Consider the following 13808-nt stretch of genomic DNA (forward strand, 5'->3'; position numbering starts at 1 on the left):
TCCACGTTCGGCGTGCGCTGTCGCGTGAGGAGCGGTCAGCCCCGGACAGCCGACTGGTACGCGGCCAGCTCCGCCGCGTCGTCGATGCTGCCGTGGTGGTGGAACTGCGCCCAGCGGCCGTCCTCGTAGCGGAAGTAGCGGCTGGTGCGGATCCGCAGCGGCACCTCGCGGCCGTCGACCACGTAGGAGCCCGTCTCACGCCCGGCGAACAGCGCGTGCCCGTCGCCGGCGTACTCGACGACGTCGCCGAAGGTGACCGTCACGCGCGCGGGGCCGTGGAACACCTTGTCGTACAGCGCCGAGATGGCCTCGCCGCCGCGGAGGATGCCGCCCAGCGGGTTGTTCAGCTGGGCCAGCGCGTCCTGCGTCCAAACCCGGGCGAAGACGTCGGAGTCCCGCTGGTTGAAGGCGAAGTAGAACGTTTCCAGCGCGGCGAGCGCCCCTTCGATCCCCGGTCCGGTGGCCGCGTCCAGGCGATTGCGGGAGTCCGGGCCGAAGGTGGCCGCGAGGCGTCGGGTCATGTCCGCTCCTGGCGTCTAGAGTGTTCGATGGAGGTCGACCACATGAGTGTACGACAAGCATCGAACACAGCGCGAGCGCGCGGCCTGACCCACGTCCACCCGAAGGACGTGCCGCTGCAGGACGCGCTGACCGCCGTCGCCGATCCGGTGCGCCGCGCGATCCTGCGCGAGCTGGCGGAGCTGCCCGACTGGACCAAGGCGTGCGGCACGTTCGACCTGCCGGTCACGAAGGCCACCCGCAGCCACCACTTCGCCGTGCTGCGCGCGGCCGGCCTGATCGAACAACGCGACGAGGGCCCGCGACGGCTGAACCGCCTGCGCCGCCCCGAGTTCGACGAGGCGTTCCCGGGCCTGCTCGACCTGGTGCTGTCTAGTCCTTCCGACCGTTGAGCGCGAGTCCCGCGCCCAGCCCGATCATCACCAGCCCGCCGGTGCCGCCGACGAGTTCGAGGCGCTTGGGGGACCGGGCGAACCACGCGCGGGCCGTGCCGGCGACCAGGGCCCACGCGCTGTCCGACACGACCGCGATCACCGGCAGCGCGATGCCCAGCACCAGGATCTGCGCGACCACCCCGCCCGCCGCGTGGTCGACGAACTGCGGCAGCACCGCGGCCAGGAACACGATCGACTTCGGGTTGGCGAACCCGACCACGAACCCGTCGCGCAGAACGGCCAGAGTGCGGCCGCGCGTGGCGGGCGTCGCGCTCGTCAGCGCCTCGGACAGCTTCCGGCGGTGCCGCACCGCCTGCACGCCCAGGTAGACCAGGTACGCGGCCCCGGCCAGCTTGATGACCGTGAACACCGTGGCCGACGTCTGCACGATCGCGCCCAGCCCGAACGCGATCGCCACCACCTGCGTGTACACGCCGGCGGCGTTGCCGAGCACGGTGATCAGCGCGTCCCGCCGCCCCACGGTCAGCGCGCGGCTCACGGTGAACAGCACGCTCGGTCCGGGCACGACGACCATCAGGAACACCAGGGCGGCGAACGCCGCGAAATGGCTGGGCGAGACCATCGGCCGAGGGTATCGCCGCCGCCGCACGGGTGACCAATGTTTATCCGCCCGCCGGCCCGCCAACCCCGGGACGGTGACCGGATACCCGCCCAGTGACCCGACCGAGCCCGACTACGGCCGGCTGTGGGCCGGCGGGGTGGCGACCGCGGTCGTCGCCGCGCTGGTGGCCGTCGTCGGCCTGCTGATCGCCCGCGGCCTGTTCGGCGTCGCCGTACTGGCTCCCAAGGGCAACGGCATCTGGGGCAACGCCAACACCGTCACCTACGCCCTGTGCGCGGCGGCCGCGGCGCTGCTCGCGACCGGGCTGATGCACGTGCTCAGCCTCGGCACCTCGGCGCCCGCCCAGTTCTTCGGCTGGATCATGGTGCTGATCACCGCGATCGCGATCGTGCTGCCGCTGACGCTGGCGGTGAAGGTGGACGCCAAGATCGCCACCGCGCTGATCAACCTCGCGATCGGCGCGGTGATCGCGATGCTGGTGACCACCGTGGCCGGCACGGCCCGCCGCCGTCGCCGCGAGCGCGAAGCCCCCACGGCCACGCTCAAGTGGGACCAGGGCCCGCACTACTACTCCTGAAAACTGTCGGTGCCCGGTGGTAGAACCGCCGGGTGAGCACGAAACTGGGGAACGACCAGCGCCGCGCCCGTCTGGTGACGCGGCACCACCTCCACGCGCCCGCCGGGGATCCGGTCGCGGTCGCGGAGAGCCTGGTCGCCCTGCACGCCACCGATCCGGCCACCGTCCACCTCTCGGTGCTGGCGCGGTCCGAGGCGGGCACGGCCGACGTCGAGCGCGCCCTCTACGACGACCGCTCGCTGGTCCGGATGCTGGGCATGCGCCGCACGATGTTCGTCGTGCCGGCCGCGCTCGTGCCGGTCGTGCAGGCCGCCTGCGCCGACGACATCGCCGTCAAGCAGCGCAAGCTGCTGCTCCAGCACCTGGCCACCGCCGAACTCGACGGCGACCTGAGCGAGTGGCTCGCCGAGGTCGAGGAGGGCGCCTACGCCGCGCTGAAGGCCCGCGAGCCCGCCTTCGCCCAGCAGATCGCCGACGGTGAGCCGCGCCTGCGCACCGAGATCGTCATGGCTGCGGGCAAGCCGTACGAGGCGCGCGGCTACATCACCAACCGCGTCCTGTTCCTGCTCGCCGCGTCCGGCCGGATCGTCCGCGGCCGCCCCCGCGGCACCTGGCTGTCCACCCAGTACGCCTGGTCCACCACCGAGACCTGGCTGCCCGGGCTGGAGCCGGTGGACGCCGGCACCGCCCGGGTCGAGCTCGCCCGCCGCTGGTTGCGCGCCTTCGGCCCGGCGCCGGTCGCCGACCTGAAGTGGTGGACCGGCTGGACGGCGGGGCAGGTGAAGAAGGCGCTCACCGCGATCGGGCCTGCGGAGGTGGACCTCGAGGGCGGCCCCGGCATCGCCCTGCCCGGCGACGACGAGCCGGTTCCGGAGCCGGAGCCGGTCGCCGCGCTGCTCCCGGCGCTGGACCCGACCCCGATGGGCTGGCAGGAGCGCGGCTGGTTCCTGGGGGAGCACCAGCCGCTGCTGTTCGACCGCACCGGCAACATCGGCCCGACCGTGTGGTGGGAGGGCCGGGTCGTCGGCGGGTGGGGGCAGCGCCCCGACGGGGAGATAGCGATCCGTCTGCTGGAGGACGTCGGGGCCGACGGAACGGCGGCCGTGGAGGCCGCCGCCGAACGGTTGCACGGCCGTCTCGGCGGGGTCGCCGTCATACCGAAATTCCGCACTCCCGTCGAGCGAGATCTGTCATCTTGATCGTCGTCTTGATCGATTCCCCACGGTGGTGCACATCTCGTTAGGGTGTGCGAGTAGACGCAGGCCAGCCCAGCTAGGGTTGGCCTGAGCCCGAAGATGTGTGCCCGGTTCCGCGGAGCCGGGACGGACCCGAGGAGAGAAGCAGCAGTGACGGTTCGCGTAGGTGTGAACGGCTTCGGTCGGATCGGCCGCAACTTCTTCCGCGCCGTGCAGGCCGCGGGCCATGACATCGAGGTGGTCGCGTTCAACGACCTCGGCGATGTCGCGACCATGGCGCAGCTGCTCAAGTACGACAGCGTCCTGGGCCGCTACCCCGACGAGGTCAAGGTCAGCGACGACGGCATCGTCGTCGGCGGCAAGACCATCAAGGCGCTCGCCGAGCGCGACCCGGCGAACCTGCCCTGGGGCGACCTGGGCGTGGACGTCGTCGTCGAGTCCACCGGCTTCTTCACCAACGCCGACGCCGCCAAGGCCCACATCGCCGGTGGCGCCAAGAAGGTCATCATCTCCGCGCCCGCCAAGGGCGAGGACCTGACGGTCGTGCTGGGCGTCAACGACAACCTCTACGACGGCTCGCAGACGATCATCTCCAACGCGTCCTGCACCACCAACTGCCTCGGCCCGCTCGCCAAGGTCCTCCACGAGGCCTTCGGCATCGAGAAGGGCCTGATGACCACCATCCACGCCTACACGCAGGACCAGAACCTGCAGGACGGCCCGCACAAGGACCCGCGCCGCGCCCGCGCCGCCGCCCTGAACGTCGTGCCGACCTCCACCGGCGCCGCCAAGGCCATCGGCCTCGTGCTGCCCGAGCTGAACGGCAAGCTGGACGGCTACTCGCTGCGTGTCCCGGTGCCCACCGGCTCGATCACCGACCTCACCGTCGACCTGGCCAAGAAGGCCTCCGTCGAGGAGATCAACGCCGCCTACAAGGCTGCCGCCGAGGGCCCGCTGGCCGGCATCCTGCGCTACAGCGAGGACCCGATCGTCTCCAGCGACATCGTCAACGACCCGGCCTCGTGCATCTTCGACGCGCCGCTGACCAAGGTCATCGACAACCAGGTCAAGGTCTTCGGCTGGTACGACAACGAGTGGGGCTACTCGAACCGCCTCGCGGACCTGGTCAAGCTCGTCGGCTCGAAGCTCTCCTGAGGCCATGGCAGTCAAGACTCTCGAAGACCTGCTGTCCGAGGGTGTCTCCGGGCGGCGCGTTCTGGTCCGGTCGGACCTGAACGTGCCGCTCGACGGCTCGGTCATCACCGACGACGGCCGGGTGCGGGCCGCGCTGCCGACCATCAAGCGGCTGGCCGAGGCCGGCGCGAAGGTGATCGTGGCGGCCCACCTCGGCCGCCCGAAGGGCACCCCCGAGGCCAAGTACTCGCTGCGCCCGGTCGCCGACCGGCTCGGCGAGCTGCTCGGCAAGGAGGTCCGCCTGGCCGGTGACGTGGTCGGCGAGCAGGCCCGCGCGGTCGTCGCCGGCCTGGCCGACGGCGACGTCGCCCTGCTGGAGAACGTGCGGTTCGACCCGCGCGAGACCAGCAAGGTGGAGGACGAGCGGGCCGAGCTGGCCCGCGACCTCGCGGCCCTGACCGGCGACAGTGCTGATGCCTCTGGCGCCGGCGGGCGCGGGGGTGCGTTCGTCTCGGACGGCTTCGGCGTGGTCCACCGCAAGCAGGCCTCGGTCTACGACGTGGCCCGCGCGCTGCCCGCCTACGCCGGCGGCCTGGTGCTCGCCGAGCTGGAGGTGCTGAGCAAGCTGACCGGCGACCCGCAGCGGCCCTACGTGGTCGTGCTCGGCGGGTCGAAGGTGTCGGACAAGCTCGCCGTGATCGAGGCGCTGCTGCCGAAGGTCGACCGGCTGCTGATCGGCGGCGGCATGGCCTTCACGTTCCTGGCCGCCCAGGGCCACAGCGTGGGCTCCTCGCTGCTGGAGCAGGACTACGTGGAGACCGCGCGCAAGCTGCTGGCCGAGCACGCCGACAAGATCGTCGTGCCCTCCGACGTGGTGGTGGCGGACAAGTTCGCGGCCGACGCGGCCACCGACACCGTCGCGGCCGAGAAGATCCCGGACGGCTGGATGGGCCTGGACATCGGCCCGCGGACCACCGAGCACTTCGCGGCCGAGGTCGCCGCGGCGAAGACGGTGTTCTGGAACGGCCCGGCCGGTGTGTTCGAGATGGCCCCGTTCGCGGCGGGCACCAAGGGTGTCGCGCAGGCGATCGCGGACTCCGGCGCGTTCAGCGTGGTCGGCGGCGGCGACTCGGCGGCCGCGGTGCGCGTGCTGGGCCTGCCGGAGGAGAAGTTCTCGCACATCTCGACCGGTGGTGGCGCTTCCCTGGAGTACCTCGAGGGCAAGGAGCTGCCGGGCGTCGCGGTGCTGGAAGGTGGTGCCTGATGGCGCGCAAGCCGTTCATCGCGGGCAACTGGAAGATGAACCTCAACCACCTCGAGGCCATCGCCCTGGTGCAGAAGATCGCCTTCTCGCTGCCGGAGAAGTACTACGCGAAGGTGGACGTCGCGGTGCTCCCGCCGTTCACCGACATCCGCAGCATCCAGACCCTGGTCGACGGGGACAAGCTGCTGCTGACCTACGGCGCCCAGGACCTCTCGCCGCACGACTCCGGGGCCTACACCGGTGACGTGTCCGGTCCGATGCTCGCCAAGCTCGGGTGCTCCTACGTGACGGTCGGGCACTCCGAGCGGCGCGAGTACCACCACGAGGACGACGAGCTGGTCGGCAAGAAGGTGCGGGCGGCGCTCAAGCACGGCATCAAGCCGATCCTGTGCGTCGGGGAGAAGCTGGAGGTCCGGGAGGCGGGCGGCCACGTCGACCACTGCCACCAGCAGCTGCTCGCCGCGCTGAAGGGGCTCAAGGCCGAGCAGGTCAAGGACGTCGTGGTGGCGTACGAGCCGGTGTGGGCCATCGGCACCGGCAAGGTCGCGACGGCGACCGACGCCGAGGAGGTCTGCAAGGCGCTGCGCGGCGCGCTGGCCGACAAGTACGGCGCCGAGGTGGCCGACGAGGTCCGCGTGCTGTACGGCGGGTCGGTCAAATCGGGCAACATCGCCGAACTGATCGCGTGCGACAACATCGACGGTGCGCTGGTCGGCGGGGCGAGCCTGCAGGCCGACGAGTTCACCAAGCTCTGTGCGCTGGCTGCCGGTGGGCCGCTGCCGTAACCAGGGGGTCGGCGAGTAGTCTGGCAACCTCAGACCGTCACACGATCAGGCAACTGCCGAACACCAGAGGATGAGATGAAGCTGTTCCTGCAAATCCTGCTGATCGCGTCCAGCGTGCTGCTCGTGATCGCCGTGCTGCTGCACCGCGGGCGCGGTGGCGGGTTGTCCTCGCTGTTCGGCGGTGGCATGCAGTCGAGCCTCGCGGGGTCGAGCGTGGCCGAGAAGAACCTCGACCGCATCACCCTGCTGCTGGGTGCCATCTGGCTGATCAGCATCGTGGGCCTGGGCCTGCTGCTGAAGGTGTGACGGACACTGAACGCACGGGCGTGCCTATGGGGGGTGCGCCGCCTATCCACACTGTGAGGATTCATGGTTGGCGGTAACGCAATCAGAGGCACCAGGGTCGGTGCCGGTCCGTCCGGCGAGTCGGAGCGCGGCGAGGCCGCTCCCCGCCGCCGGGTGTCGTACTGGTGTGCCAACGGGCACGAGTCCAAGCCGTCGTTCGCCATGGACGCGGAGGTGCCGGACGAGTGGGACTGCCCGCGCTGCGGGCTGCCCGCCGGCCAGGACGAGAAGAACCCGCCGGCCGCGCCGCGGACCGAGCCCTACAAGACCCACCTGGCGTACGTGAAGGAGCGGCGCAGCGACGCCGACGGTGAGGCCATCCTCGCCGAGGCGCTCGAGCGCCTGCGTCAGCGCCGTCAAATCTGAGGAAGCGCTTTCTCAGAACGGACCCTGCAAGCCGACTCCAGTCGGCAGGCGGGGTCCGTTCGTGCTTTCAACGCCGCAGACCACTACAAACCAGGCAGCCGGCAACAAAAGCCACATCCCCGCCGAACCACCCCTCTCCCCAACCCGATCCCCAGCCTTCTTTGGCGGTCGACCAGGCGTGTCAAGGCACGCTTTCCCGCCTTGACACGCCTGCTCGACCGCCAAAACACCGAAAGATCGGGTTCGGGAGGGCGCGATCCGGGCGTAGCGAAGCGAAGCCCGGCGCCCGAACCACCCGCGTAGCGGCTACGGAACTCAAACCTCAAGGGGATACCGAGCGAGAACCCGAAACCCTCCATCCTCCGTGGAGCAGGTCTCCAAACTCCCACCCAGCAACCGGGCCCGCTCAGCCAGCCCAGTCAGCCCGTACCCGCCAGAAGGCAGCTCGGCCACAGCCTCGTACGGCGGCCGCTCGTTGCACACCTCGACGCGCAACGCTCCGTCCTCGCCGCGCACGAGCACCGTCGCCGTAGCGCCGGGCGCGTGCTTGCGGACGTTGGTCAGCGCCTCCTGCACCGTCCGGTACGCCGCGGCCGAGACCTTCGGCGGCACTTCCTCCGGCACCTCGTCCATGGTCAGCCGCACCGCGACCGCGCTGTTGTGCACCAGCCGCCCGAGCTCGGCGATGCCCGGTTGCGGGCCTTCGTCCACCAGCCCGGACCGCAGCACCCCCACCAGCGACCGCAGTTCCTCCAGCGTGCGGGTGGACAGTTGCCGGATCACCTCGGCGGTCTGCCGGGCCGACGGCGATTCCTGGGCGGTGAGCACCCCGGCCTGCATCGCGATCAGCGTGATGTCGTGGGAGACCACGTCGTGCATCTCGCGCGCCAGCCGGGCCCGTTCCTCGGCGCGCACGGCGTCCGCGGTGAGCTTGCGTTCCCGGTCGCGGCTGGCGGCCAGCTCACCCAGCTTCTGCGACAGCTGCGCGCGGGCGCCGATCAGCAGCCCGATCGCGATCGGCATCCCGGCCACCAGGACGCCGTAGATCCCGTCCAGCACGTGCTCGCGCCAGCTCAGCTGCGCGAAGTCGCTCAGCGGCCACTGCACGAACCGGCACATCCACACCAGCGCCGCGCCGACCCACACCTGCCAGTGGGTCTGCTTGCGGGTGGCGAGCATGCCCAGCGCGATCATCGCGGCCAGCTGCGACCAGCCGGTGAGGAACCCGGGCACGGTCAGCAGCACCACGCCGAACGGCATCCAGCGGCGCCCGGCCAGCGCCAGGCAGGCGAGCCCGGACAGGTAGATCGAGTACGGCGGCGCCTTCTCGGGGATGACGAGCCAGACGTCGAGCACGGCGATGAGGATGGCGGTGGCGTCGATCGCCAACGGCGCCCACACCGCGCGGCGAGCCAGAGCCGCCCGGCGCGAGCCGCGGTGCGCCCGGTCGGCGGCCCCCGCGCCTGGGCCGCCGACCGAAATCCCGATGGAGAGTCCCTCGGTGCTCATGGTTTGGACCTCACTCGTCTTGTGGACTGCCTATGAGAGTCCGAGATCACCCGATCGGGACGCGAGTGGCCGCAACAATGTGCGGATGCTAACGGCAACCTCACACGGTTCGGGAAGCGCGAAGGCCCCGACAGAAACGAAGGCCCGCCGGCGAGCGCGCCGGCGGGCCTTCGTTTCTGCCTCAGATCACGCCGTGGGCGGCTGGTACACGTTCGACAGCTTGCTCGCCGCCGTGCGGTCCAGCAGCCACAGCGTCCGCCGCTGGCCGCGGGCGCCCGCCACGGGCACCTGCACCTCGCCCGCGCCGGACAGGGCCAGCGCGACGGCGTCGGCCTTCGCCTCACCCGTCGTCATCAGCCAGACGTCGTGCGACCGCCGGATCGCGGGCAGCGTCAGCGACACGCGGGTGGGCGGCGGCTTCGGGCAGTTGCGCACCGCCACCACCGACCGCTCCGTCTCGTACACCGCCGGCGACTCGGGGAACACCGACGCGGTGTGCCCCTCGCCGCCGAGACCCAGCAGGCAGATGTCGAACTGCGGCACGTCGCCGTGGTCCTCCGGCCGCGCGTTGTCCGCCAGCACCTGCGCGTACGCCGCCGCGGCCGCGTCCACGTCGTCGCCGAACTCGCCGTCCGAGGCCGCCATCGCGTGCACCCGCTTCGGATCGACGGGCACGTGGTCCAGCAGCGCCTCGCGGGCCTGCTTCTCGTTGCGCTCGTCGTCGTCCGCGGGCACGAACCGCTCGTCGCCCCAGTAGAGGTCCAGCCGCGACCAGTCCACCGCGTCCCGGGCGGGGGAGCGGCGCAGCTGCTCCAGCACCGCGATCCCGGTGCCGCCGCCGGTCAGCACCAGCGACGCCGAACCCTTCGCGGCCTGCAGGTCCACCAGCCGCGTCACCAGCCGGGCCGCCGCGGCGGCCGCCAGCAGCTCGCCGTTGGCGTAGACCACCACTTCGGAAGAGGCCATCACGCGCTCGCCTTCGCCGACTTCGCCGGCTTCTTCGCGGGCGCCTTCTTCTTGGCGGCGCCCGCCGAACCCGAGGCCAGCTTGTCCAGGCCCTGCAGCGACGCCTCGAACACCTCGTCCGGGTCGAGCCGCCGCAGCTCCTCGATCAGGCAGTCCTTGGTGTTGCGCCGGTGCAGCGCGATCCGCCGCGTCGGCTGGCCCGGCTGCATGAGCGTGCCCACCTTGCCGTCCGGCCGGTGCAGCGCGATCGCGCCCGACCGGCGCTCCAGCTCCACCGACACGATGCCCTGCGCCGTGGTCGTCTTGACCCGGCGCACCGGCACCTTCAGGTATTCGGCGAGCCAGCCGGCGAGCAGCTCCGTCGACGGCGAGTCGGCCTCACCGGTCACCGTGGCGCCGGTGACCTTCTCGTACGGCGGCAGGTCCAGCGCCGCGACCAGCTGGGCGCGCCAGTTGGTCAGCCGCGTCCAGGCCAGGTCCGTGTCGCCCGGCACGTACGCCTTCCGGCGCGCCGCCAGGGCCCTTATCGGGTTGCGCTCCGCCGCCGAGTCGGTGATGCGGCGCTGCGCCAGCTCACCGATCGGGTCCTGCGCCGGCACCTTCGGGCCGGAGCTGGGCCACCACGCCACGATCGGTGCGTCGGGCAGCAGCAGCGGGATCACCGCGCTCTGGCCCTGCGACGCCAGCGGCCCGTACAGCCGCAGGATGATGACCTCGCTCGCGCCGGCGTCGCCGCCGACGCGGATCTGCGCGTCGATGCGGGCCGCGGCCGTGCGCGACCCGCGGGCCAGCACGATCACCCGGCACGGGTGCTCGCGGCTGGCCTCGTTGGCCGCGTCGATGTGCTCCTCCAGGTGCTCGCCGTCGTCGTCGACGATCACCAGCGTCAGCACCCGGCCCAGCGCGACGGCGCCACCGCGCTCGCGCAACTCGACCATCTTGCGGTTGACCTGCGAGGTCGTGGTCGAAGGCAGGTCGATGATCACGGGCGCCTCCAGTTCCGGCCGCTGCGCTCCAGGACCTCGTCGGCCGTGTCGGGGCCCCAGGTGCCCGGGGCGTAGGGCTCCGGAGCGCCGTTCTTGGCCCAGAACTCCAGGATCGGGTCGAGGATCTGCCAGGACAGCTCGACCTCTTCGTTGACCGGGAACAGCGACGGCTCGCCGAGCAGCACGTCCAGGATCAGCCGCTCGTAGGCCTCCGGCGAGGACTCGGTGAACGCATGCCCGTAGCCGAAGTCCATCGTGACGTCGCGGACCTCCATCGTGGTGCCCGGCACCTTCGAGCCGAACCGCAGCGTCACGCCCTCGTCCGGCTGCACCCGGATCACCAGGGCGTTCTGCCCCAGCTCCTCCGTCGAGGTGTAGTCGAACGGCAGGTGCGGCGCCCGCTTGAACACGACGGCGATCTCGGTGACGCGGCGGCCCAGCCGCTTGCCGGTGCGCAGGTAGAACGGCACCCCGGCCCAGCGGCGGTTCTGCACCTCCAGCGACACCGCGGCGTAGGTCTCGGTGGTCGAGTCCTTGGCGAACCCGGCCTCCTGCAGCAGGCCCGGCACCTTCTTGCCGCCCTGCCAGCCGCCGGTGTACTGGCCGCGCGCCGTCGTCTCGGCGAACGGCTGCATCGGCTTGGTGGCCCGCAGGACCTTGATCTTCTCCGCCCGCAGCGCCCGCGGCTCGAACGACAGCGGCTCCTCCATCGCGGTGAACGCGAGCAGCTGGAGGAGGTGGTTCTGGATCACGTCCCGCGCCGCGCCGATGCCGTCGTAGTACCCGGCGCGACCGCCGAGGCCGATGTCCTCGGCCATGGTGATCTGCACGTGGTCGACGTAGTTGGCGTTCCAGATCGGCTCGAACAGCTGGTTCGCGAAGCGCAGCGCGAGGATGTTCTGGACCGTCTCCTTGCCGAGGTAGTGGTCGATGCGGAACACCGACTCCTCGGGGAAGACGTCGTTGACGATCGCGTTGAGCTCCTTGGCGCTGGCCAGGTCGTGGCCGAACGGCTTTTCGATCACCACGCGGCGCCACGACTCGTCGTCGGACTGCGCCAGGCCCGAACGGGCCAGCTGCTTGGTCACCACCGGGAACGCGCTGGGCGGGATCGACAGGTAGAACGCGGTGTTGCCACCGGTGCCGCGCTCAGCGTCCAGCTCGCGCACGGTCTGGGCGAGCCGGTCGAACGCGTCGTCGTCGTCGAACGTGCCCTGCACGAACCGGATGCCCTCGGCGAGCCGGTTCCACACCGACTCGCGGAACGGGGTCCGGGCGTGCTCGGCGACCGCGTCGTGCACGAGCTGCCCGAAGTCCTCGTTCTCCCAGTCCCGCCGCGCGAAGCCGACCAGCGAGAACCCGGCGGGCAGGAGCCCGCGGTTGGCCAGGTCGTAGATGGCCGGCATCAGCTTCTTGCGGGAGAGGTCACCGGTGACGCCGAAGATCACCAGGCTGGACGGCCCGGCGATCCTCGGCAGCCGCTTGTCGCGGGGATCCCGCAGCGGGTTGCTCCACCCCTTCGTGCTCACTCAGCCTCCTGTACCGCGCGCATGAGCTCAGCCAGGCCCGCGGCCCGGTCGGTCAGGTGCAGCCGCAGCACCGGACGGCCGCGCTCGGTCAGCACCTGGCCGTCGCCGAGCGCCTGCGCGTGCTGCAGCTGGCCCAGGGTGTAGGGCCGGTCCGGCACGTCGAGGTCGTCCTCGTTCGCGCCGGTGATCTGCAGGAAGATGCCGTTCTGGTGACCGCCCTTGTGGTACTGGCCGGTCGAGTGCAGGAACCGCGGCCCCCACCCGAAGGTGGTCTGCAGCCCGGTCCGCTTCGCCAGCTCGGGACGCAGCAGCGCCGCCGAGGCGTCGTCGAGCCGGTCCAGGTAGGCCTGCACCGCGAGGTAGCCGCCCTCCGGCGCGGTCGCCAGGAACTCCCGCAGCACGTCGGACAGCGAGCCGTCGCCCGAGACCCCGGCCGGGGCGAAGATCTCCACCGCGTCGTCCACCGCGGTCGGCGTCTCGCCGCCGGTCAGCTTCGACGGGTCGTCCAGCAGCGAGCGGGCGGCCTTCTTCGCGGCCTCCACGTCCGGCTGGTCGAACGGGTTGATCTTCAGCAGCCGCCCGGCGATCGCGGTGGCGAACTCCCACAGCAGGAACTGCGCGCCGAGCGAGCCGGTGGTGGCCACCTTGGCGGCGCCGGTGACCGGGCCGATCGCGACCGGGGTCGCGTCGGCGCCCGCGTCGGCGAAGCCGGGCGCGGCCGGGCCGTCCACGGCGACCGGCAGCAGGCCGGTGCCGAGCTTGCCGGTGGACTCCGCGATCAGCTGCTCCGCCCAGTCGGCGAAGCCGGTGATGCCGGAGCCGGTGTCGGCCAGCACGACCTTCTCCGCACCGGCGTTGTGCGCGGCGCCCCACGCGGCGGCCAGCTTGACCGCCGGGTTGTCCGCGCTGTCGGCGCCGAGGACCTGCGCGGCGGCCGCGGCCTGGTCGAGCAGCCTGGCGATGTCCGCCCCGGCCAGCCCGGCCGGCACCAGCCCGAACGCGGTGAGCGCCGAATAGCGCCCCCCGACGTGCGGGTCGGCGAGGAACACCTTGCGGTACCCCTCCTTCTCGGCCAGCTCCGACAGCGGCGAACCGGGGTCGGTGACCACGACGATCCGCCGCGCCGCGTCGATCCCGTTGTCCGCGAACGCCTTCGCGAAGATCCGGCGGTGGCTGTCGGTCTCCACCGTGCCGCCGGACTTCGACGACACCACCAGCACCGTGCGCTGGAGGTCGCCGGCGAGCGCGTCGGCGACCTGGCCGGGGTCGGTGGTGTCCAGCACGGTCAGCGCGACGTTCTCGGTGGCCGCGATGACCTCCGGCGCGAGCGACGAGCCGCCCATGCCGGCCAGGACGATCCGGTCGACGCCTTCGCTCCGCAGCTCCTCGCGCAGCGCCTCGATCTCGCCGATCAGCGGGCGCGACGACTTGTGCAGCGTGGTCCAGGACAGCCGGATCGAGGCCTCGGACTCGGCGTCGGCGCCCCACAGGGTGGGGTCCTGCGCCGCGACCTTGGACGCGACCTGGTCGGCGACGAGCTCGTCGACCATCGGGGCCGCTTGCGCGGCCAGCTCCTCGTCGCTGATCGTGACGGTCAGCTCTTCCCCCACCACGG

At 71.6% G+C, this 13808-nt stretch carries 15 protein-coding genes; 8 read left to right on the top strand and 7 right to left on the bottom strand.

Annotation, left to right across the window (positions count from 1 at the left end; all coding sequences use genetic code 11):
* Window positions 1-35: 35 nt before the first annotated feature.
* On the bottom strand, window positions 36-521 hold the full coding sequence (locus L2C96_RS33125) for a YybH family protein (protein WP_237338996.1): 486 nt from the start codon (window positions 519-521) through the stop codon (window positions 36-38).
* Window positions 522-563: 42 nt separating this feature from the next.
* On the opposite strand from L2C96_RS33125, the gene L2C96_RS33130 reads away from it, so the two are divergent.
* On the top strand, window positions 564-911 hold the full coding sequence (locus L2C96_RS33130) for an ArsR/SmtB family transcription factor (protein ID WP_027928726.1): 348 nt from the start codon (window positions 564-566) through the stop codon (window positions 909-911).
* Here the strand turns inward: L2C96_RS33130 and L2C96_RS33135 are convergent.
* Window positions 892-1536, bottom strand: a complete 645-nt coding sequence (locus tag L2C96_RS33135) for a LysE family translocator (protein WP_237338997.1) — start codon at window positions 1534-1536, stop codon at window positions 892-894. The genes L2C96_RS33130 and L2C96_RS33135 overlap by 20 nt on opposite strands.
* Before the next feature lie 73 nt (window positions 1537-1609).
* Between L2C96_RS33135 and L2C96_RS33140 the strand changes: the two genes are divergently transcribed.
* The 7 genes from L2C96_RS33140 (at window position 1610) to L2C96_RS33170 (ending at window position 7203) form a co-directional block, all read left to right on the top strand.
* Complete coding sequence (locus L2C96_RS33140; protein WP_020421301.1) at window positions 1610-2113, top strand: DUF6069 family protein; 504 nt, start codon at window positions 1610-1612, stop codon at window positions 2111-2113.
* 32 nt (window positions 2114-2145) lie between these two features.
* Complete coding sequence (locus L2C96_RS33145) at window positions 2146-3312, top strand: winged helix DNA-binding domain-containing protein (protein ID WP_237338998.1); 1167 nt, start codon at window positions 2146-2148, stop codon at window positions 3310-3312.
* 147 nt (window positions 3313-3459) lie between these two features.
* Window positions 3460-4464 (top strand): type I glyceraldehyde-3-phosphate dehydrogenase, encoded by a 1005-nt coding sequence (gene gap / locus L2C96_RS33150; RefSeq protein WP_027936337.1) that lies wholly within the window; start codon window positions 3460-3462, stop codon window positions 4462-4464.
* 4 nt (window positions 4465-4468) lie between these two features.
* Window positions 4469-5707 (top strand): phosphoglycerate kinase, encoded by a 1239-nt coding sequence (locus L2C96_RS33155; protein ID WP_020421298.1) that lies wholly within the window; start codon window positions 4469-4471, stop codon window positions 5705-5707.
* Window positions 5707-6492: a triose-phosphate isomerase gene (gene tpiA / locus L2C96_RS33160; protein WP_020421297.1), complete on the top strand. Its 786-nt coding sequence runs from the start codon at window positions 5707-5709 to the stop codon at window positions 6490-6492. The genes L2C96_RS33155 and tpiA overlap by 1 nt, the downstream gene beginning before the upstream one ends.
* A gap of 75 nt (window positions 6493-6567) precedes the next feature.
* Entirely contained in the window at window positions 6568-6798 is a 231-nt protein-coding gene (gene secG / locus L2C96_RS33165) for a preprotein translocase subunit SecG (protein ID WP_017983033.1), read from the top strand.
* A 63-nt stretch (window positions 6799-6861) separates the two neighbouring features.
* Window positions 6862-7203: an RNA polymerase-binding protein RbpA gene (locus tag L2C96_RS33170; RefSeq protein ID WP_026153205.1), complete on the top strand. Its 342-nt coding sequence runs from the start codon at window positions 6862-6864 to the stop codon at window positions 7201-7203.
* A gap of 315 nt (window positions 7204-7518) precedes the next feature.
* Here L2C96_RS33170 and L2C96_RS33175 read toward each other — a convergent pair whose 3' ends face one another.
* From L2C96_RS33175 to L2C96_RS33195, 5 genes are all read right to left on the bottom strand, one after another.
* On the bottom strand, window positions 7519-8712 hold the full coding sequence (locus L2C96_RS33175) for a sensor histidine kinase (protein ID WP_237338999.1): 1194 nt from the start codon (window positions 8710-8712) through the stop codon (window positions 7519-7521).
* A 186-nt stretch (window positions 8713-8898) separates the two neighbouring features.
* Window positions 8899-9678, bottom strand: a complete 780-nt coding sequence (pgl, locus tag L2C96_RS33180; protein WP_020421295.1) for a 6-phosphogluconolactonase — start codon at window positions 9676-9678, stop codon at window positions 8899-8901.
* Window positions 9678-10664, bottom strand: coding sequence for a glucose-6-phosphate dehydrogenase assembly protein OpcA (gene opcA, locus L2C96_RS33185; RefSeq protein ID WP_020421294.1), 987 nt, complete (start codon window positions 10662-10664; stop codon window positions 9678-9680). Before opcA ends, pgl begins: the two co-directional genes overlap by 1 nt.
* A complete protein-coding gene (zwf, locus tag L2C96_RS33190) occupies window positions 10661-12193 on the bottom strand; it encodes a glucose-6-phosphate dehydrogenase (RefSeq protein WP_020421293.1) in 1533 nt (510 codons plus the stop codon). Before zwf ends, opcA begins: the two co-directional genes overlap by 4 nt.
* On the bottom strand, window positions 12190-13743 hold the full coding sequence (locus L2C96_RS33195) for a phosphoglucose isomerase-related protein (protein WP_237339020.1): 1554 nt from the start codon (window positions 13741-13743) through the stop codon (window positions 12190-12192). The genes zwf and L2C96_RS33195 overlap by 4 nt, the downstream gene beginning before the upstream one ends.
* Between the last annotated feature and the right edge of the window lie 65 nt (window positions 13744-13808).

The sequence above is a fragment of the Amycolatopsis tucumanensis genome, from assembly GCF_021654135.1.
Taxonomy (GTDB): Bacteria; Actinomycetota; Actinomycetes; order Mycobacteriales; family Pseudonocardiaceae; genus Amycolatopsis_E; species Amycolatopsis_E tucumanensis.

Excerpts from the sequence above, each read along its gene's own strand:
- L2C96_RS33155 (WP_020421298.1), top strand. The coding sequence starts at position 4,469 with ATGGCAGTCAAGACTCTCGAAGACCTGCTGTCCGAGGGTGTCTCCGGG.
- L2C96_RS33175 (WP_237338999.1), bottom strand. The coding sequence starts at position 8,712 with ATGAGCACCGAGGGACTCTCCATCGGGATTTCGGTCGGCGGCCCAGGC.
- L2C96_RS33195 (WP_237339020.1), bottom strand. The coding sequence starts at position 13,743 with ATGGTCGACGAGCTCGTCGCCGACCAGGTCGCGTCCAAGGTCGCGGCG.
- L2C96_RS33130 (WP_027928726.1), top strand. The coding sequence starts at position 564 with ATGAGTGTACGACAAGCATCGAACACAGCGCGAGCGCGCGGCCTGACC.
- L2C96_RS33135 (WP_237338997.1), bottom strand. The coding sequence starts at position 1,536 with ATGGTCTCGCCCAGCCATTTCGCGGCGTTCGCCGCCCTGGTGTTCCTG.
- pgl (WP_020421295.1), bottom strand. The coding sequence starts at position 9,678 with ATGGCCTCTTCCGAAGTGGTGGTCTACGCCAACGGCGAGCTGCTGGCG.
- secG (WP_017983033.1), top strand. The coding sequence starts at position 6,568 with ATGAAGCTGTTCCTGCAAATCCTGCTGATCGCGTCCAGCGTGCTGCTC.
- tpiA (WP_020421297.1), top strand. The coding sequence starts at position 5,707 with ATGGCGCGCAAGCCGTTCATCGCGGGCAACTGGAAGATGAACCTCAAC.
- L2C96_RS33125 (WP_237338996.1), bottom strand. The coding sequence starts at position 521 with ATGACCCGACGCCTCGCGGCCACCTTCGGCCCGGACTCCCGCAATCGC.
- L2C96_RS33170 (WP_026153205.1), top strand. The coding sequence starts at position 6,862 with ATGGTTGGCGGTAACGCAATCAGAGGCACCAGGGTCGGTGCCGGTCCG.